The sequence below is a fragment of the Streptomyces sp. Tek67B01 genome, assembly GCF_055231995.1.
This window is the reverse complement of sequence record NZ_JBUYUY010000001.1, coordinates 695,964-713,843: the sequence shown is the minus strand read 5'-3', so window position 1 is coordinate 713,843 and position 17,880 is coordinate 695,964. Positions and strand designations below refer to the sequence as shown.

Genomic DNA, 17,880 nt, shown 5'->3' with positions numbered 1-17,880 from the left:
GGCGGAAGGTTTCACCCGTACGCCAAAGCCGTTGGAAGCGCCCGGTTTCGACGCCGGACCGGACGGGGCGCGCCGATGGCGCGGGCGTCCCTCCGGTGGCCGATCCGGGGTGCGGGAGTCGGCGCCGGCCCGCAGCATGGCCGTGTCCACCCCTATGCGTGAGGAGAACTGCGATGCCCCGAGGATCCAGCGGTAAGCGCGAGCGCCAGTACGACCACATCAAGGAGTCCGGTCAGGAGCGCGGCATGTCGGAGGACGGGGCCAAGGAGATGGCCGGTCGCACGGTGAACAAGGAGCGGGCGCGGTCCGGCGAGACCAAGTCCACCAGCCGTGGTTCGTCGGGTTCGGGCAGCGGTGGCGGCCGCAGCTCCGGGAGCGGTTCCTCGGGGCCCACCCGCGAGGTGCTGTACGAGGAGGCGAAGAAGCGGGGCGTCGAGGGCCGCTCCACGATGAACAAGGAGCAGCTCAAGAAGGCCCTCGGGCGCTGAGCCGTGGAACGCCGCCGCCGCGGCGGACCGGCTCCGGCCGGTCCGCCGCGCCGCGCGTGACCGGCCCCCGAAGGGGTTCCGCAGGACCCGAAGGAAAGGCGACCTGATGAACAGCGAATCAAGGCACGCGGACGACGCGGTGCTGGTGACGGCCACCGACTGCTCGCCCGATGACGCCCGTACCCTCATCGGGTTCCTCGAAGGGGCCTTCCCGGGCGACGTCGTGGAGGAGAAGCAGGCGCCGGCCGGGGCCCACGCGGGGCACCCCACCGTCTGGAGCACGACCGTCGACGCCGGCCGACCGGCCGTGCGGATCGGCACCGTCACCCTCGACGGCACGGTCCGTGTCGGTGTGCAGGGCGGCCCGCGCGCCGTGGATCGGGTCCTCTTCGCGCTGTCGGAATCCTTCACCGTCGAGGCGAAGGGCACCGTCGCGGGAGACCAGGAGCGCGAGATCGAGTTGCTGCTCAGCTCCTCGTGACCCGTGCTCCGTGCTCCGTGACCGGTGACCCGTGAGCCGCGCCCCCGCCAACCCCTGCGCGGCCCCGGCCCGTTCCGGCGCAGCCGGGGTGGGTCCCCGGGGCGGGACCTTGTAGACTCCGTACCCATGTCGAAGCCTGACGACCTGCTCGTCGCCATCGCCGCCGCCGTGGAGTCCGAGCCGACGAATCAGATGGCCCTGACCGTCGTGGCGCACGGCGCCGTGATCACGGGCCGCCTCGCCCCGGAGAGCGTCTGGCGCCAGCGCGTGGCCGAGGTCCTCAAGGACTCGGACCAGCTCGGCGCCTTCGCGAACATCTTCCTGGACGCGGGAACCATGTCCCCCTCCCCGCGGGTGGCCCCGCCCGCCTACCTCCACTTCCACGTGGCCCGGATCCTCCAGGGCACCGTCGGCATCCCGGAGACCGGCGGGATGTACCGGATCGCGATCAAGGACGTCAGCGCCTGGACGATGGGCGATTTCAGCTTCTCCGAACGCTGATACCCACGCTGAGACCCGCTCGCCCGGCGCCGCGTTCCGTCCGATCTACTCGGGACCCTTGACCGGACTCCTCGGCTCCGCGTCGGGCTCGCTGCCGCGTACGTGGCCGCGGCCGCGCTTGTGGTCGTCGTGGTCGTCGTGCTCGGAACGCCGGCCGTGCGGCTCGCCGCCCTTCTCGGGTCCCTCTTTCGCCGGCTGCTCCACGTGGGGCTTGCGGCGCCTCGCCTCGCCCTCGTCGTGGTGCAGGGGCGCGCCGCCCGCGCCGCCCTGGTCGTCCATGGTTCTCTCCCTCCGTGCGGTCCGGCCCTCCGTGCGGTCCGGCTGCTGACACGGCGGTCGCGTCCACCCTGGGGGTCCGCGCCCGTCGCCCGTGGGCGGCTACCCGCCCCGCCCCCGGACATGCCGGAGGGGCGCCGGCGGCCGTGTGGGCCGGTCAGGACGGGGTAGGCGTCCGCGGAGGGCCGTTACGGGAGACCCGGGAAAGGCGACGATCATGGCCGACGACAGCAGCACTCAGGGCGACGAGGTGTACCAGCCGCAGAACGGCGACCAGCGCGCCGAGTACCAGCCCGACATGGAGAACGCGTTGGACGAGCCTGATGCCGACCAGAGCCTGGACGAGGGCTACCAGACCCCCGATCGGCCCCGAGCCGTCTCCCGCCACGGCACGACGGCGGCCGAGCAGCGGGAGGGCGAGACCTTGGACCAGCGTCTCGCGCAGGAGACGCCCGATGTCGGCCAGAGCGGCCCGGACAGCGGTCCGCACCCCGAGCCGCTGCGCGACGACACCGTCGGCCGGCTCGCCCCGGTGGAGGACGACCCCCGCCGTTCCATCGACGTACTGGCCCACGACGTCGGCGAGGACGGCGGAGCGGAGTCGGCGGAGGAGGCGGCGATGCACGTGGTGGGCCGCAACAAGGCCACGGAACCCCGCGAGCACGCGCCCCGGAGGGACGAGCCGCAACCGTTCCGCGACAGGACGCCATAGCACGCCCCGCTCGGGGTAGGCGCCCGCCATGGACCTACGAAGCACCGCACTCGGCACCGCCGGCAACGGCCCCGGACCCGTCCTGACCGCCATGGAGCGGCTGGAGCAGACCACGGTGGCCGACGGTCTCATCGAGGCCGTACGCCGCGCGGTGCGCGCCCTCCCGCTGGGAGCGGCCCGGGACGTCCTGCACGGCCGCCCGCTGGGCCACCCGGCGCACCCGCCGCTCGTCCAGGTGCCGCTCGGCGCCTGGTTCTCCGCCGCCTTCCTGGACCTGCTGCCCGGCCGGCGCCGGGCGGCCCGCGCCCTGATCGGGGTGGGAGTGGTCACGGCGGTGCCCGCGGCCCTCGCCGGGTGGACGGACTGGGCCGAGCTGCCGCCCGAGCAGGCCCGCGTGGGACTCGTCCACGCCCTCACCAACAGCGCCGGACTCTGCCTCTACGCCGGCTCCTTCCTGGCCCGCTCCCGCGGCCGGACCTGGAAGGGCCGGGCGCTGTCCATGGCGGGGCTCGCGGCCGTCTCCGCGGGCGGCGCGCTCGGCGGCCACCTCGCCTACCGCCAGGCCGCGGGAGCCAACCACGCCGAACAGGTGACCCATCTGGTGGCGGAGGGCTGGCACCGCGTCGGCCCGGTCGCGGACTTCACCGTGGACAAGCCCGTCAGGGCCCGGGTGGACGCAGTGGACGTACTCGTCGTGCGCGCCTCGGGCGGGGCCGTGCACGTCCTCGCGGACCTCTGCTCGCACATGGGCGGCCCGCTCTCCGAAGGCGAGATCACCGACGGCTGCGTACGCTGCCCCTGGCACGGCAGTGTCTTCCGGCTCTCCGACGGCTGGAACGTCAAAGGACCGGCCACCGCCCCTCAGCCGTCGTTCGAGACGCGCGAGGTCGACGGCCACGTCGAGGCGCGGCTGCGCCGTTTCCACACCCCGCGGTCGTCCCCCCGCTGAAACGGGTGCTCGGCCCGCGCAAGAACCCGCAAGGGCCCAGGAGGTGTAGTACATGTCCAAGAACAGGAAGTCAGGACACCCGTCACACGGTGAGGGTCCCAGCCGGCACGAAGGGACCGACCAGCACGGATGGGCTCCCGACGTGGACGCAACCCGGCAACAGGACAACCCGAGCGCGCACCGCTCCTTCCACACCGACGAGTACGCCGGCGAGGGCCCGGACCGGCGCTCGGAGACCAAGGCCTCGCCGACCAAGGCCGACGAGGGCACCCCGGTCAAGACCGGCGGCCGGCGCGGGGAGGACAAGAGCAAGGGAGCGCGCTCCGGCGACAAGGGCCACCACGACATGGGCGAGAAGGGCGCTTCGAAGCGCCCCAGCGGGACCAAGGACGCCTCCGCGTACACGGGCGTCGACCCCCAGGACCAGTCCGGCGGACGCCGCGGCGGCTGACACCCCGGCCCACACGGGGCGCGGGACCCGTACGACGGGCCCGTGAACGCGCCCGGTGGATGCACCCCGTAGAACAGGCAAGGCCATGACGTACGACCACCCGAGAGTGCGGGTCCTCCTCGACGAGGAGGGCGTCCGGGTGGTCGTGCTGTCGGGCGAGTTCGACATCGACAGCGTCGGGCCGCTGGCGGAGGTACTCGCCGACGCGGCCCGGGAGGGCGTGCGGCGGGTGGTGGACATCGCCCGGGTCACCTTCGCCGACTCCTCGTTGCTGAACACCCTGCTCGCCGGTGACCGCGAGGACCATCTCGTCCTGGCCGGCCCCGTGCCGGAGCAGTTCGCACAGCTCCTGCGCCTCTTCGACGCCCGGTCGGAGCTGGAGATCGCCCCGACCCTCGCCGAGGCCCGCTCCCGGTCGGCCTCGCCCACCGGGAACCTCGCCCGCGGGGAGCGCCGAGGCGCCTCGGGCAACGCCGAGGGCCACGGATGAACGCCGAGGCCGAGGAAGACGACCGGTGAGCGAGCCGGCCTGCCCGGTCAGCCCAGCGCGGAAGCGGCCACCGACAGGTCGCCGACCAGCCCGCGAAACGCCGCCTCCCGATCGTCGGAACGCAGTACCGCGGAGGGATGTACGGTCGCCAACAGCTGCCCCTGCCACGAGTCCGCCGGGTCGTTCCCCAGGGCGGGCATCGGACGCAGGACCCCGCGCTGCTCCCCGACCTTGAAGGAGCTCCCGAGGAGGGCGCGTCCCGCGGTGGCGCCGAGCACGACCACCACTTCGGGCGCCACCAGGCGCAGTTCCGCCGCCAGCCACGGCCGGCAGGCGGACACCTCCCGCAGGGTGGGCGCCTTGTGGATGCGGCGCTTTCCACCGGCGGAGGTCGTGAACTTGAAGTGCTTGACCGCGTTGGTCACGTACGTGTCCTCGTCGCCGAGGCCCGCCTCCTCCAACGCCCGGTGCAGCAGCCGGCCCGCGGGGCCGACGAAAGGTTCGCCTTGGCGGTCCTCCTGGTCCCCGGGTTGCTCACCGACCAGTAGCAGGCGGGCGTGCGCCGCTCCGGCGCCGAACACCGTCTGGGTGGCGGGCTCGAACAGGGGACAGCCCTGACAGCCGGCGGCGGCCCGGCGCATGGCACCGAGGCCGCCGTGGCGCGGTACGTAGGGGTCGGCGTCGTACTGCCGCCCCACCGAGGGCAGGGTGCCGGGGTTGGCACTCGTGCCGTCGACCATGGGACCCACCTCCTGCCGCGCCCCACTCGACGTCGGACCGCCCCGAGTTCGTCACACCGGGCGGCACGCGGCGTCTGCCCACCGGCCCCGCGGCCAAACCCCTTCAGGACAGGTGGTCCGTCCCGGCGTCGCCCTGTGCGCGGACGGCGTGCATGCAGGCGGCGCAGTAGTGGTCGGCGGTGGGTCCGGCGACAGGGAGCGGGGCCCGGTCGGGGCTGAGGAGGGACCCGCACAGCGTGCTGAGGGTGGTGTCCTTCGCTATCACGTGCCACAGGAGCCGGCCCAGCTCGGCGCTGGGCTCGGCGCGCATCTCGTACATCGGCGTACCTCTTTCATGCTCGACGCGGCAGAGGGAACGGCCTGTGTCCATGAGAGCGCGCCGTGCGGAAAGGGACCAATGGGGGTAGACCAGGAGAAGGAAAACGAGGCGGGGGAGGTTTGGCGGGCAGGTCGGCTTCGCCGACGACATCGGCACGGGAGGAGTGCCCCATGGCTTGGGCGTCGTGGACGACGACGGGGATCTATCCGGGGGCCGGCGGCGTCCGTACGAGGGAAGCGGGCGTCATCTCGGGCAACCTGACGCTGCACACCACGTGGACGGGCGCGGCGGCCCAGGTGGCCGTCCAGTACAGCGGCTCGTCCGACTGGTTCACGCTGGCCGGCAGCCCCGTCGAGTGCGATTCGGAACAGGAGAGCCGGGACCTCCACCAAGCGGTGGTGGAGGCGCTCCGCGGCGGAGGCGGCGCCGGCGTCCCGGCCGAATGGGCCGGGCACGCGGTATGAGACGGGGCCGCCTCCGCCCGGGCGGCGGCCTCAGGTCACGGGATCGGGGGCCGGGACCGGGCCGGGCAGCGGGCCGGGCGCGGGGAGCGGATCGGGTCCCGGCGCGGGCTCGGGCTGAGGGTCGGGCTGCGGTTGCGGCGGAGCCGGGGGTACCGGGTCGGGGCCGCCGGGTACCGGGACGGGGCCCGGCAGGGGACCCGGCTGCGGTCCGGGGCCGGGACCGGGCGCGGGCGTCGGGTTGGGAGGTACGGGATCGTTCGGAGGGGTGGCCATGGTGCCCTTCTCGACTCGGGCCGGTGACGGACGACCGGCGCTGACGGTGAATCCTCGTCAGGCGGTTACCCGCGGCGCGCCCTCTGACACGACGGTCGATCAAGACGCACGCCCGGCCGGGCGGTGGGGCGGCCCGGGCTCAGTCGTCCCCGGCGGCGAGTTCGAGGGCGAGCGCCTGCAGGATCTCCTGCGCGGACATCTCGGGGTCCGCCTCGTCGTAGGCGTCCGCGACCGCTTCGAAGGCCAGCACGAAACCGGTGACCAGAGCGCTCCACGGCCCGGACAGCTGGTCCAGCACCGCGAGTCCGATCTCCGCCGGGTCCGCCTCGGCGGGAACCAGGAACTCCGCCGGTGTCACCTCGCTGAGCAGGGCGGAGACGTAATCCGTGCCGACGTCGCCGCGCACCCCGGTGAGCACCGCGATGGCCTTCAGCTTGATCTCGTTCTCGGTCATCCGGCGAGAGTAGGGGGAAACGGGCGTGCCAACCCGCCGGCGTGCCGGGAACTGGTGCGGGGGAAGGACCACCCGGCCCGTACGCGCCTTCGCGGACCCGCCCTCACCGGTACGGGGCCCGTGACCGGTAGGGGTGGTCGAGGCGGTCGGCGGTGAGGAGTTCCTCGGCCGCCTGGAGCGCCAGATGGGTGCTGCGCCGGCCCATCAGGACACAGAGGGTGTACGAGGCGTCTTCCAGCCGGCTGCGCAGCACCGCGTCGTCCGGGGCCGCGAAGGTGCCTCGCCGCAGCGTACGGAAGTGCTGTAGGTGCCCGCGCAGGACCGTGAGGTCCGGGAGCAGCCCGGGGGAGGCGGGACCGGACAAGGGAGCCGGCGCCGTGAGGGTGTCGTCGATCAGCGAGCGGAGCACCTCTTCCACGTGCGGTGAAGGGGAGGGCCCGTGGCCCCCCTCGCCCCGCAGTGCCATCGCGGCGCGCGCGGCCGCGCTCAACCCCGCACCGCTCCTGCGGGCCGTGTCGAGCAGGATGCGGCGCGCGGTGTCGTGGCCGCACGGCACGAACGCCATCAGGACCCCGGTGGCGGCGCCGACGGCAGCGGCCGACGACGCCGCCACCGGCCCCGCCCCGGCGACAGGAGCGAGGGTCGCCGGGGGCCGGTGACCTGCTGGTGTGTCGTTCATCCGCCGACTCCTTCGATCGGTGTGCCCGTCCGGGCGGTCCGTACCGTGACGCACGCGCGCGGCGGCGGGAGTGGCCGAAGGGGTGAGAATCGCCGCCGGCCGCCCGGTGGTACCGGCCGGGGATGAGCGAATGGCACATGATGACGCAGAGCGGGCCCCCGGACCCCGAGACCCGAGGGTCCGCTCCCGCGGCGCACGGGCCCCCGGGGCCCGGCCGGTGACGGGGGACCGGCCCGGCGGCCGACCGGGGGCGAACCGCGATCAGGCGGGCACGATGTTCTCGGCCTGCGGCCCCTTCTGCCCCTGGGTGACATCGAAGGTCACCGCCTGTCCCTCCCACAGTTCCCGAAAACCGGTAGCGTTGATCGCTGAGTAGTGGGCGAAGACATCGGGGCCGCCCCCGTCCTGCGCGATGAAGCCGAAGCCCTTCTCCGCGCTGAACCACTTCACCGTTCCGGTAGCCACACAGGTCCCTCTCCTCGACGGTCGGCCCTCCACACCACGTGGAACGCCCGAACGACGGGAAGGTACAACGTGAGCGCACCGGTTTCGAACACAAAACGGCGCCACACGCGACCTCACCCGTCCGGACCACACCCCGCCGGACGGTGCGTCCCGGCCCGGTCGGCGGTGGTCACAGGGACCGGAAGGCCTCGCGGTGCCCGGCGAGCCAGGTGGCGAAGTCCTGTAGCGCCGGGTTAAGTGCCCGGACGGCCGCCAGGTCCCTCGCGTGGGTGAAGCGGTCCGCGCACTCGGCGTAGTACTGGAACATGTTGCCGATCTCGTCGGCCGCCGGGAAACCGAGGGCGCGGAAGGCATCGGGTTCCATCGGCGCGTACCGCACCGGCTCGCCGACGACATCGGTCAACGCCGCCGCGATGTCCGCGACCGGAAGGTGCTCGCCGGCGATGGCGACCGTCGCGCCGATCAGGTCGGTGCCCCGCTTGAACACGGCCAGCGCGGTCCTGCCGATGTCGTCGACGGCGATGCCAGACAGGGGGCTGTCGCCCATCGGGAAGACCAGCCGCAAGACGCCGTCCTCGCCCCGCTGTGGGGCGAAGGTCGAGTACAGGTTCTCCCAGTAGAACGTCGTGCGCAGGAAGGTGGTCGGCGCGCCGGCCTCGGGGAAGTAGTGGTCGGCCTCCGCCTTGGCGTCGAAGTGCGGCACCTTGTACGAGCCCTGGAGCGTGGGCATGCGGTCGTCGTCGAGCGGGACGCACTCGCGGGTGTCCTCCAGCGTCGACCAGATGGCGTGCTGCACCCCCGCGTGTCCGGTCGCCCGGGCGAGGGAGGCGGCCTGCCGCTTCTCCCGCTCCGCCGACATGTGATCCCAGAAGTCGGTCACCAGGTACGCCCCGTACGCGCCTTCGAGGACGGGTCCGAGGGTGGCCCCGTCGTCCAGGTCGGCCCGGACCACCTCCGCGCCGAGCCGGGCCAGTTCCCGTGCCCGGTCCGATTCCGGGTCACGGGTGACCGCGCGCACCGAGAACCCGCTCTCCGGGTCGTCGAGGATCGCCCGTACCAGTCCTCCGCCTTGCGCGCCCGTCGCGCCGAACACCGTGATGACGCGTGCCCCGACCATCGCCGACCTCCCTCTCGAAACCTCCGCGCCCGACCGGACGGATGGTTTCGGACTGTATGCGCGCGGCCCGGCCGGTCCGGGAACGGGCGCGCCCGACGCACGGGACTCCACCCCATCGCGTATCCCCGGGGGCGTCGCCGCACCGCCGAGTGGCAGCGCGTCCTGCCCGCTTTCGAGTGACGCCGGCGCTCGGCGTCACGCCGCGCCGCCCGGTGGTCCCCGAACATCGCAGGCGGCCGGAGAACCCCCGGCCGACGGTGCGCGAAGGCGCATGGCCGCTGGGAGACCGGGTGTACATCCTGCTCGTCGCGAGCGCGTTCAACAGCCTGACGCAGCGCGTCCACGCGGAGCTGCGCGACCACGGCCACCGTGTGGCCGTCGAACTCGCCTTGGGCGGCGCCTCGTTGACCGATGCCGCCGCACGCCACCGGCCCGACCTGATCATCGCTCCCATGCTCAAGACCGCCGTGCCCCGCGAGGTCTGGTCCACCCACACCTGTCTGATCGTCCACCCGGGACCGGTCGGGGACCGCGGTCCCTCCTCGCTCGACCGCGCAGTCCAGGAGGGCGCCGGTCATTGGGGAGTCACCGTCCTGCAGGCGGACGCCGAGATGGACGCGGGCGACGTCTGGGCCTTCGCCGAGTGCCCCCTGCCGGAGCTGGCCAAGAGCGACCTCTACCGCGGCGAGATCGCCGACGCGGCGCTACGGGCCGTCATGCTCGCGGTCGAACGCTTCGCCTCGGGGACGTACACCCCCGCCCCGCAGACCACCCACCGCACCCGGCCCTACCTGCGCCAGGACGAGCGTCGCATCGACTGGGCGAACGACTCCACCGATCGGGTCCTGCGCCTCCTGCGGGCCGCCGACTCACAGCCCGGCGTACGGGACGACCTGCTCGGCGGGGTGTGGTTCCTGCACGGGGGACACCGCGAGGACCGGTTGCGCGGCCGCCCCGGCGAGTTGTTGGCCACCCGGGCGGGCGCGCTCTGCCGGGCGACCACCGACGGCGCGGTGTGGATTCCCGAGCTGCGGGCCTGCCGGGCGCCGGGAGAACCGGTCCCGGTCAAGTTGCCCGCGACCCTGGCGCTGGGCGACCGGCTGCCCCCGCTGCCGGAAGACCCCGCGCCGGCGTTCGCCGGCCCGCCGCGGCGTACGTGGTCCGACATCACCTACCGGGAGGAGGGGCAGGCCGGTTTCCTGTCGTTCTCCTTCCCCGGCGGCGCGATGAGCACCGACCGGTGCCGACGTCTGCTGGACGCGTACCGGGCCGCCTGCGCCCGCCCCACCTCGGTGCTGGTGCTCGGGGGCGGCCGCGACTTCTTCTCCAACGGCATCCATCTCGGCGTCATCGAGGCGTCAGCCGACCCCGCCGCGGAGTCCTGGGCGAACATCACGGCGATGGACGACCTCGTCGAGGCCGTCTTGACCACCACCGACCGGCTCGTCGTCGCGGCCCTCGGCGGCAACGCCGCCGCGGGGGGCGCGATGCTCGCGCTGGCGGCCGACGAGGTCTGGTGCCGCTCGGGCGTCGTCCTCAACCCGCACTACCGGCTGATGGGCCTCCACGGCTCCGAGTACTGGACGTACACCCTGCCCCGCCGCGTGGGTCCCGCCGTCGCCGAGCGGCTCACCTGCGACGCGCTGCCGCTGAGCGCCGCCGCGGCGGTCGAGCTGGGCCTGGTGGACCGCACGCTGCCCTGCGCGGCCGCGGAGTTCGCCGACGAGACCGTCCGGCTGGCGGGGCTGCTGGCGGCGTCGCCCGCCGCCGGGTCCCGCATCGCGGCGAAGAAGGCGCTGCGCGAGCGGGACGAGGCGAGGACCCCGCTCGCCGCGTACCGGGAGGCGGAGCTGGCCCGGATGCGCGCCACCTTCTTCGACCCGCGGGCCCCGTACCACGCGCTGCGCCGCGCCTTCGTCCGCAAGGAGCCGGCCTCCGCGACCCCGCCGCACCTGGCCCGGTCGGTCCCGGCGGATCGACGCCACATGCCGGACGCCGTCACCGGACTGGCCGTACAAGACAGCACACCGCCCGCCGGGCCCTGTTACCAAGAAGGAATGAGAGCGGAGTGCCCGTCCCCGGCTCCCCCTCACCCCCACCTCCAATTCCTGCCCAAGGAGGCATCCTCATGGATGCAGCAGCGCCGAGCACGGTAGAGGATCCCCCCATCCACATCCTCTGGATCAACGCGGGGCTGAGCTGCGACGGTGACTCGGTGTCCCTGACGGCGGCGATGCAGCCCAGCATCGAAGAGATCGTGATGGGCGTGCTGCCGGGTCTGCCCAAGATCGCGGTGCACTGGCCCCTGATCGACTTCGAGTGCGGGCCAGTCGGCGGCGCGGACACGTTCATCGAGTGGTTCTTCAAGGGCGAGCGGGGCGAGATCGACCCCTTCGTCCTCGTGATCGAGGGGTCCATCCCCAACGAGAAGATCAAGGCCGACGGCTACTGGTGCGGCTTCGGGGACAACCCCGAGACGGGCCAGCCCATCACGACCAGCGAGTGGATCGACCGGTTGGCGCCCAAGGCCCTGGCCGTCGTCGCCATCGGCACCTGCGCCACCTACGGCGGCATCCACGCGATGGAGGGCAACCCCACCGGCGCCATGGGCGTGCCCGACTACCTGGGCTGGGACTGGACCTCGAAGGCCGGCATCCCGATCGTGTGCGTGCCGGGCTGCCCCATCCAACCGGACAACTTCTCCGAGACGCTCACCTACCTGCTCTACCAGGCGGCCGGCTCCGCGCCGATGATCCCGCTCGACGACAAGCTGCGCCCCACCTGGCTGTTCGGCGCCACCGTCCACGAGGGCTGCGACCGGGCCGGGTACTACGAGCAGGGCCAGTTCGCGCACGTCTACGACTCGCCGCAGTGCCTGGTCAAACTGGGCTGCTGGGGCCCCGTCGTCAAGTGCAACGTGCCCAAGCGCGGCTGGATGAACGGCATCGGCGGCTGCCCCAACGTCGGCGGCATCTGCATCGCGTGCACCATGCCCGGCTTCCCCGACAAGTTCATGCCGTTCATGGACGAGCCGCCCGGGGCCAAGGTGTCCAGCAAGGCCAGCGGCGCGTACGGGGCCGCCGTCCGCAAGCTGCGCCAGATGACGGCGCGAACCGTCGACAAGGAACCGAAGTGGCGTCACACCGGGGAGGAACTCACCACCGGATACCGCCCGCCCTGGTGACCGGCGCGCCCCACCCGCAGTCCCCCGCGCACACCCCCGCGGTCCCCGCAGAGCCCGCTCCGAAGAAGGGTCACGGCAGACACGATGGCACCGAAGACGAAGGCGTCCGGCGACGGCTTGGTGGAGATGGCCTGGGATCCGATCACTCGGATCGTGGGCAGTCTCGGCATCCACACGAAGATCGACTTCAAGCAGAAGCGGGTGGCGGAGTGCTACAGCACCTCGTCGGTCTTCCGCGGCTACAGCGTCTTCATGCGCGGCAAGGACCCGCGCGACGCGCACTTCATCACCAGCCGCATCTGTGGGATCTGCGGGGACAACCACGCCACCTGTTCCGTCTACACGCAGAACATGGCCTATGGCGTGAAGCCGCCCCACCTCGCCGAGTGGATCATCAACCTCGGCGAGTCGGCGGAGTACATGTTCGACCACAACATCTTCCAGGAGAACCTGGTCGGGGTCGACTACTGCGAGAAGATGGTCCGCGAGACCAACCCCGGAGTCCTGGAACTGGCCGAGCGCACCGAGGCCCCGCACGCCGGCGACCACGGCTACCGCACCATCGCCGACATCATGCGCTCCCTGAACCCCATCGAGGGCGAGTTCTACCGCGAGGCCCTCCAGGTCAGCCGCTACACCCGCGAGATGTTCTGCCTGATGGAGGGGCGCCACGTGCACCCCTCCACCCTGTACCCGGGCGGCGTCGGCACCATCGCCTCCGTCCAGCTCTTCACGGACTACATGAGCCGCCTCATGAGGTACGTCGAGTTCATGAAGCGCGTCGTCCCGCTTCACGACGACCTCTTCGACTTCTTCTACGAGGCCCTGCCCGGCTACGAGGAGGTCGGTCGGCGCCGCGTGCTGCTCGGCTGTTGGGGCGCCCTCAACGACCCCGAGTACTGCGACTTCACCTACGCCAACATGTCCGACTGGGGTCGGAAGATGTTCGTCACCCCGGGCGTCATCGTGGACGGCAAACTCGTCACCAACGACCTCACCGAGATCAACCTCGGCATCCGCATCCTGCTCGGCAGCTCGTACTACGACGACTGGGCCGGCCAGGAGAAGTTCGTCACCCACGACCCGCTCGGCAACCCGGTCGACCCCCGCCACCCCTGGAACCAACACACCATCCCCGCCCCGCAGAAGCGCGACTTCGACGGCAAGTACAGCTGGGTGATGTCACCGCGCTGGTTCGACGGCAAGGACCACCTGGCCCTCGACACCGGCGGCGGCCCCATCGCCCGCCTGTGGTCCACAGCCCTGTCCGGGCTGGTCGACGTCGGCTACGTCAAGGCCACCGGGCACAGCGTCGTCATCAACCTGCCCCGGACGATGACCAAGCCGGAGACCACCTTCGAGTGGAAGATCCCGAAGTGGAGCAACGCGCTGGAGCGCAACCGCGCCCGCACGTACTTCCAGGCGTACGCCGCCGCCATCGCCCTGCACTGCGCCGAGAAGGGACTGGAAGAGGTCCGCGCCGGACGCACCCAGACCTGGGAGAAGTTCGAAGTGCCGGACGAGTCCATCGGAGTCGGTTTCACCGAGGCCGTCCGGGGCGTGCTCTCGCACCACATGGTGATCCGCGACGGCAAGATCGCCAACTACCACCCCTACCCACCCACCCCGTGGAACGCCAGCACCCGCGACACCTTCGGCACTCCCGGCCCCTACGAGGACGCGGTCCAGAACACGCCGATCTTCGAGGAGAACCCCCCGGAGAACTTCAAGGGCATCGACATCATGCGCGCCGTGCGCAGCTTCGACCCCTGCCTCCCCTGCGGCGTCCACATGTACGTCGGCAACGGGCAGACCGTGAAGCAGATGCACGTGCCCACCGGCCTGAGCGGACTGGGCGGATGAGCGCCCCCGCCGCCACCCTCCGGACCGGCCTGCGGATCGAGGAGGTCCTCGACCGGCTGGCCGACACCGGCGATCGCGAGGTCTGCGCCGCCGCCGAGGAACTGGTCCGCGTCCTGATGGACCTCTACGGTTCCGGCCTGGCCCGGATCACCTCGCGGCTCGACGCGGACGCCCTCGCCCCGTTGCTGGACGACGAACTCGTCTCCAGCCTGCTGGCCCTGCACGACCTGCACCCCGAGGACGTGCACACCCGGATCGCCCGAGCCCTGGACGGCCTGGGCGACCCGGTGGAGCTCCTCGGCTTCGACGAAGCGTCGGGAACGCTGCGCCTGCGGGCCGCGGCGAGCGGAGGCTGCGGCTGCGGCGGTACCGGCGACGGCCTACGCGAGGCCGCCGAGGCGGTGCTGGCCTCCTTCGCACCCGAGGTGACCGCCGTCGAAGTGGAGCCGGCCGGGGCACCGCCGCAACCGCTGCTCCAGATCGGCACCCGCCCGCAGGCCCCGGTCCGGGTGCCGTGAGCGCGCCCCGCACCTGGTCCCCGCCGTCCGCGCGGACGGCGGGGCCGCCCGGCCTGCGCCGCTTCACGCGCCCGCGGGAACCCCGGACCGAGAGCTGCGAACTGTGCGGGGCGGCGGTCGCCGAAGAAAGCCACCGCCACTTGGTCGAGACCGAGAAGCGGGCTCTGGTCTGCGCCTGCACGGCCTGCGCCCTGCTGTTCGACCGGCCGGGCGCCGCCACCGGTCGCTACCGTGCCGTCCCCGACCGCTACCTCCACGACCCGGGCCACCGCCTCGACGACGGCGCCTGGGACCTCCTCCAGATCCCCGTGGGCGTCGCGTTCTTCTTCCGCAACGCCGCCCTGGACCGGCTCGTCGCGCTCTACCCGAGCCCGGCCGGGGCCACCGAGAGCGAACTCGATCCCGGCACCTGGCAGACGGCGCTGGGCGGCAGCGCCCTGGCCGGCCTGCTGCTGCCGGACGTCGAGGCGCTGCTGCTGCGCCGCCGGGAGGGACGCGTCGACTGCTACCTCGTCCCCATCGACATCTGCTACGAACTGGTGGGCCGGATGCGCCTCCTGTGGCAGGGCTTCGACGGCGGCGCCGAAGCCCGCGCCGCGCTGGAGGAGTTCTTCGCCGGTGTCGAACGGCGCGCCAGGGCCGTGCCCGCGGAGGTCGCGCCATGACCGAGTTCGGCTTCACCTGCACCGGAGTGCGCGCGGACCCGTATGCCGCCGGCCCCACGCTCGTCTTCCGCCTCGCCGTCACCGCCTCGGCGAACACCCGGGTGCACGCCCTCGCGCTGCGCTGCCAGATCCGCGTCGAACCGGCCCGCCGGAGCTACGGGGACGCCGAGGCGGAGGGCCTGGCCGACCTGTTCGGCGAGCGCTCACGCTGGGGCAACACCCTGCGGCCCGTGCAGTTCGCCCAGGTGGCGCTGATGGTGCCGAGCTTCACCGGATCGACCGAGGTGGACTTGGCCGTGCCGTGCACCTACGACATGGACATCGCCGCGTCCCGGTACTTCACCGCCTTGGAGGACGGCGAGGCACCCCTGCTGATGCTGTTCTCCGGCACCGCCTTCACCGGGGCAGGCGGTTTCCACGTCGAGCCCGTCCCCTGGGACCGGGAGGCGGCCTACCGGATGCCGGTGACGGTGTGGCGGGAGATGATCGAGCAGCACTTCCCCGGCTGCGGCTGGCTGCGCCTGCCCCGCGACGCCATGGACGAACTGCTCGCCTACCGCTCCCGGCACGCGCTCGCCTCCTGGGAGGCGACCGTACGCGCCCTCCTCGCCGAGGCCGCCCCCGTACCGGTCCGGCCCTCCCCGCCCGAGCGCCTGCGGGCGGGACCGGCGCAGCGCGTCGGCGAACGGACGGCGCCATGACGACCGCCGCGCTCGACGCGCGCTTCGAGACCGCCCGGCAGGTGGCCGACGCGGTCCTCTTCGAGGGGTACGTGCTCTACCCGTACCGGGCCTCGGCCGCCAAGAACCGGCTGCGCTGGCAGTTCGGCGTGCTCGTGCCCCCGGCCTGGGCGCCCGTGCACGATGAGCACTGCCTCCAGCAGACCGAACTCCTGATGGAACCCAAGGGGGACGCCACCCTCGCCGTCGAGCTCCGGTTCCTGCACGCGCAGCGGCGTACCGTCCAAGAGGCCGCGCCCGACGGGACCTTCTCGGACGTCGACGAACTGCACCTCGTCGACCGGGTCCTCGTCCCGTGGGACGAGGGAACCGAGGAACGCGTCGAGCTCGCCGTGGACCTCGGGGAACTGACCGGCGACGGCGTGACCCTGCCCTTCACCCGCCCCGCCGGCGAGGAAACCGAACCGGTCCTCGACGCCGACGGCCGGACGGTCGGTCGGTTGGTGCGGCGCACCGAGGAGATCAGCGGCGTCCTGCGCCTGCGCGCGAGCGAACTGGACTGTGCCTACCGGGTGTTCAAACTCACCGCGGTCGTGGAGAACACCGGCGGCTGGCAGCCCGGGGCCGGGGGCACGGGCCGCGACGCGGCCCTGTCCCGCTCCCTCGTCGCCGCCCACCTCCTGCTCGGACTGGGCGCGGGCCGGTTCCTGTCGATGACCGACCCGCCGGAATGGGCCAAGTCGGCCACGGCGGGCTGCGTCAACCGACACACCTGGCCCGTCCTCGCCGGGGAACCCGGCCGCGCCGACGTCGTCCTGTCCTCCCCGATCATCCTGGAGGACCACCCCGGCATCGCCCCGGAAAGCATCGGCGCGATGTACGACGCCACCGAGATCGACGAGATCCTCGCCCTGCGCACCGCGGCCCTGACCGACCAGGAGAAGCGCGAGGCGCGCGGTACGGACCCCCGCGCCGCCGCCGTGATCGACCTCGCCGAGTCGATGCCGCCCGAGGTGCTCGAACGGCTGCACGGCGCGGTGCGGGCCCTGCGCGAGATCACCGACCCCGACGTGCCGTCGGACGCCCCCACCGGTCTCGAACCCCGCGGCGCACAGACCGTGTTCAAGCCTGAGACCCCCTGGTGGGACCCGGCCGGCGCGGACGCCGCGGAACCGGTCCCCGACCACGTCCTCGTCGACGGCGTCCCGGTGGGTGTGGGCAGCCGCGTCCTGCTGCGGCCCGGCCTGCGGCGCACCGACGCCCAGGACCTGTTCGTCCAGGGCCGCGCCGCCCAGGTCGAGGCCGTCCTGCACGACGTCGACGGCGGCGTGCACCTCGCGGTCACCGTCGAAGGGGACCCGGGCGCCGACATCCGGCGCGAGCAGGGCCGGTTCCTCTACTTCCAACCCGACGAGGTCGCACCCCTGGAGGAGCCGTGACGCGCGGAACGCTGATCGCCGGAATCGGCAACGTGTTCCTCGGCGACGACGGGTTCGGCGTCGAGACCGTGCGCCGGCTGACCGCTCACTCGCTGCCCGGCCATGTCGAGGTGGTGGACTTCGGCGTCCGCGGCGTCCACCTCGCCTACCAGCTCCTCGACGGCTACGACACCCTCGTCCTGGTCGACGCCACCGCGCGCGGCGGCGAGCCCGGCACGCTCTACCTGATCGAGGTCGGGGAACCGGGCGGGATCGGGGGCCCGGCCGTCCTGGACGGCCACCACATGTCCCCGGACGCCGTACTGGCCCTGCTCGACACGCTGTGCGCCGGCACGGGTGGCACCCCGCCCCGCCGAACCCTGGTGCTGGGCTGCGAACCCGCCACCGTCGAGGAGGGCATGGGGCTGAGCCCCGCCGTGGCCGCCTCGGTGCCGGAGGCCGTGCGGATGCTCGTGGAACTCGTACACGAAGACCTGGTGCGAACCGAGGAGAGAACCCGATGAAGCAGCACTGTAGGAATACCCACGCGGCCAAGGGCCCGGTGACCAAGGCCCTCTGCCTCGGCATCACCGCCGTGACCCTGCTCGTGATCGCCGCGCAGTACCCGGACATCAAGCGTTATCTGCGCATCCGCAGCATGTGACCCGGTGACCCGGTGACCCGGTGACCCGG

General features: G+C 72.7%; 24 protein-coding genes. 17 read left to right on the top strand and 7 right to left on the bottom strand.

What is annotated here, in order from left to right:
- Positions 1–173: 173 nt before the first annotated feature.
- The 3 genes from ACV7NM_RS03510 to ACV7NM_RS03500 all read left to right on the top strand — a co-directional run bounded on the left by ACV7NM_RS03510 (position 174) and on the right by ACV7NM_RS03500 (position 1,470).
- Positions 174–488, top strand: a complete 315-nt coding sequence (locus ACV7NM_RS03510; protein ID WP_463408841.1) for a plasmid stabilization protein — start codon at positions 174–176, stop codon at positions 486–488.
- A 106-nt stretch (positions 489–594) separates the two neighbouring features.
- Positions 595–969 (top strand): hypothetical protein, encoded by a 375-nt coding sequence (locus tag ACV7NM_RS03505; protein WP_463408840.1) that lies wholly within the window; start codon positions 595–597, stop codon positions 967–969.
- A 126-nt stretch (positions 970–1,095) separates the two neighbouring features.
- Positions 1,096–1,470, top strand: a complete 375-nt coding sequence (locus ACV7NM_RS03500) for a hypothetical protein (protein WP_463408839.1) — start codon at positions 1,096–1,098, stop codon at positions 1,468–1,470.
- A gap of 45 nt (positions 1,471–1,515) precedes the next feature.
- On the opposite strand, the gene ACV7NM_RS03495 is transcribed toward ACV7NM_RS03500, so the two are convergent.
- Positions 1,516–1,749, bottom strand: coding sequence for a hypothetical protein (locus ACV7NM_RS03495; RefSeq protein WP_463408838.1), 234 nt, complete (start codon positions 1,747–1,749; stop codon positions 1,516–1,518).
- Positions 1,750–1,963: 214 nt separating this feature from the next.
- Between ACV7NM_RS03495 and ACV7NM_RS03490 the strand changes: the two genes are divergently transcribed.
- The 4 genes from ACV7NM_RS03490 (at position 1,964) to ACV7NM_RS03475 (ending at position 4,348) form a co-directional block, all read left to right on the top strand.
- Entirely contained in the window at positions 1,964–2,458 is a 495-nt protein-coding gene (locus tag ACV7NM_RS03490; RefSeq protein WP_463408837.1) for a DUF5709 domain-containing protein, read from the top strand.
- A gap of 28 nt (positions 2,459–2,486) precedes the next feature.
- Positions 2,487–3,407 (top strand): Rieske (2Fe-2S) protein, encoded by a 921-nt coding sequence (locus ACV7NM_RS03485; protein WP_463408836.1) that lies wholly within the window; start codon positions 2,487–2,489, stop codon positions 3,405–3,407.
- Positions 3,408–3,549: 142 nt separating this feature from the next.
- On the top strand, positions 3,550–3,858 hold the full coding sequence (locus ACV7NM_RS03480) for a hypothetical protein (protein ID WP_463408835.1): 309 nt from the start codon (positions 3,550–3,552) through the stop codon (positions 3,856–3,858).
- A gap of 85 nt (positions 3,859–3,943) precedes the next feature.
- Positions 3,944–4,348, top strand: a complete 405-nt coding sequence (locus ACV7NM_RS03475) for an STAS domain-containing protein (protein WP_463408834.1) — start codon at positions 3,944–3,946, stop codon at positions 4,346–4,348.
- A gap of 47 nt (positions 4,349–4,395) precedes the next feature.
- Here ACV7NM_RS03475 and ACV7NM_RS03470 read toward each other — a convergent pair whose 3' ends face one another.
- A complete protein-coding gene (locus tag ACV7NM_RS03470; protein WP_463408833.1) occupies positions 4,396–5,088 on the bottom strand; it encodes a UdgX family uracil-DNA binding protein in 693 nt (230 codons plus the stop codon).
- A gap of 103 nt (positions 5,089–5,191) precedes the next feature.
- The gene (locus ACV7NM_RS03465) at positions 5,192–5,407 is read right to left on the bottom strand and encodes a hypothetical protein (RefSeq protein ID WP_463408832.1); all 216 of its coding nucleotides are present in this window, start codon (positions 5,405–5,407) and stop codon (positions 5,192–5,194) included.
- A 170-nt stretch (positions 5,408–5,577) separates the two neighbouring features.
- On the opposite strand from ACV7NM_RS03465, the gene ACV7NM_RS03460 reads away from it, so the two are divergent.
- The gene (locus tag ACV7NM_RS03460) at positions 5,578–5,871 is read left to right on the top strand and encodes a hypothetical protein (protein WP_463408831.1); all 294 of its coding nucleotides are present in this window, start codon (positions 5,578–5,580) and stop codon (positions 5,869–5,871) included.
- Between the two features lie 412 nt (positions 5,872–6,283).
- Here ACV7NM_RS03460 and ACV7NM_RS03455 read toward each other — a convergent pair whose 3' ends face one another.
- The 4 genes from ACV7NM_RS03455 to ACV7NM_RS03440 form a co-directional block, all read right to left on the bottom strand.
- Positions 6,284–6,598, bottom strand: coding sequence for a hypothetical protein (locus ACV7NM_RS03455; RefSeq protein WP_329200849.1), 315 nt, complete (start codon positions 6,596–6,598; stop codon positions 6,284–6,286).
- Positions 6,599–6,701: 103 nt separating this feature from the next.
- Positions 6,702–7,277, bottom strand: a complete 576-nt coding sequence (locus ACV7NM_RS03450; RefSeq protein ID WP_463408830.1) for a DUF5133 domain-containing protein — start codon at positions 7,275–7,277, stop codon at positions 6,702–6,704.
- Between the two features lie 261 nt (positions 7,278–7,538).
- Positions 7,539–7,742, bottom strand: coding sequence for a cold-shock protein (locus ACV7NM_RS03445; protein ID WP_136215879.1), 204 nt, complete (start codon positions 7,740–7,742; stop codon positions 7,539–7,541).
- A gap of 169 nt (positions 7,743–7,911) precedes the next feature.
- The gene (locus tag ACV7NM_RS03440; RefSeq protein WP_463408829.1) at positions 7,912–8,859 is read right to left on the bottom strand and encodes an NmrA/HSCARG family protein; all 948 of its coding nucleotides are present in this window, start codon (positions 8,857–8,859) and stop codon (positions 7,912–7,914) included.
- Positions 8,860–9,149: 290 nt separating this feature from the next.
- On the opposite strand from ACV7NM_RS03440, the gene ACV7NM_RS03435 reads away from it, so the two are divergent.
- The 9 genes from ACV7NM_RS03435 (at position 9,150) to ACV7NM_RS03395 (ending at position 17,851) form a co-directional block, all read left to right on the top strand.
- On the top strand, positions 9,150–11,015 hold the full coding sequence (locus ACV7NM_RS03435) for an enoyl-CoA hydratase-related protein (RefSeq protein WP_463408828.1): 1,866 nt from the start codon (positions 9,150–9,152) through the stop codon (positions 11,013–11,015).
- Entirely contained in the window at positions 10,988–12,043 is a 1,056-nt protein-coding gene (locus ACV7NM_RS03430) for an NADH-quinone oxidoreductase subunit B family protein (RefSeq protein WP_463408827.1), read from the top strand. Before ACV7NM_RS03435 ends, ACV7NM_RS03430 begins: the two co-directional genes overlap by 28 nt.
- A gap of 84 nt (positions 12,044–12,127) precedes the next feature.
- On the top strand, positions 12,128–13,906 hold the full coding sequence (locus ACV7NM_RS03425) for a nickel-dependent hydrogenase large subunit (protein WP_463408826.1): 1,779 nt from the start codon (positions 12,128–12,130) through the stop codon (positions 13,904–13,906).
- Entirely contained in the window at positions 13,903–14,424 is a 522-nt protein-coding gene (locus ACV7NM_RS03420; RefSeq protein ID WP_463408825.1) for a hypothetical protein, read from the top strand. The genes ACV7NM_RS03425 and ACV7NM_RS03420 overlap by 4 nt, the downstream gene beginning before the upstream one ends.
- Positions 14,421–15,089 carry a DUF5947 family protein gene (locus tag ACV7NM_RS03415; protein WP_463408824.1) on the top strand — a complete coding sequence of 223 codons (669 nt, stop codon included), beginning with the start codon at positions 14,421–14,423 and terminating at the stop codon, positions 15,087–15,089. Before ACV7NM_RS03420 ends, ACV7NM_RS03415 begins: the two co-directional genes overlap by 4 nt.
- Positions 15,086–15,790, top strand: coding sequence for a DUF6084 family protein (locus ACV7NM_RS03410; protein WP_463408823.1), 705 nt, complete (start codon positions 15,086–15,088; stop codon positions 15,788–15,790). Before ACV7NM_RS03415 ends, ACV7NM_RS03410 begins: the two co-directional genes overlap by 4 nt.
- A complete protein-coding gene (locus ACV7NM_RS03405) occupies positions 15,787–17,208 on the top strand; it encodes a hypothetical protein (protein ID WP_463408822.1) in 1,422 nt (473 codons plus the stop codon). Before ACV7NM_RS03410 ends, ACV7NM_RS03405 begins: the two co-directional genes overlap by 4 nt.
- Positions 17,205–17,711: a hydrogenase maturation protease gene (locus ACV7NM_RS03400; RefSeq protein ID WP_463408821.1), complete on the top strand. Its 507-nt coding sequence runs from the start codon at positions 17,205–17,207 to the stop codon at positions 17,709–17,711. Before ACV7NM_RS03405 ends, ACV7NM_RS03400 begins: the two co-directional genes overlap by 4 nt.
- Complete coding sequence (locus ACV7NM_RS03395) at positions 17,708–17,851, top strand: DUF6893 family small protein (RefSeq protein WP_463408820.1); 144 nt, start codon at positions 17,708–17,710, stop codon at positions 17,849–17,851. Before ACV7NM_RS03400 ends, ACV7NM_RS03395 begins: the two co-directional genes overlap by 4 nt.
- Positions 17,852–17,880: the final 29 nt, after the last annotated feature.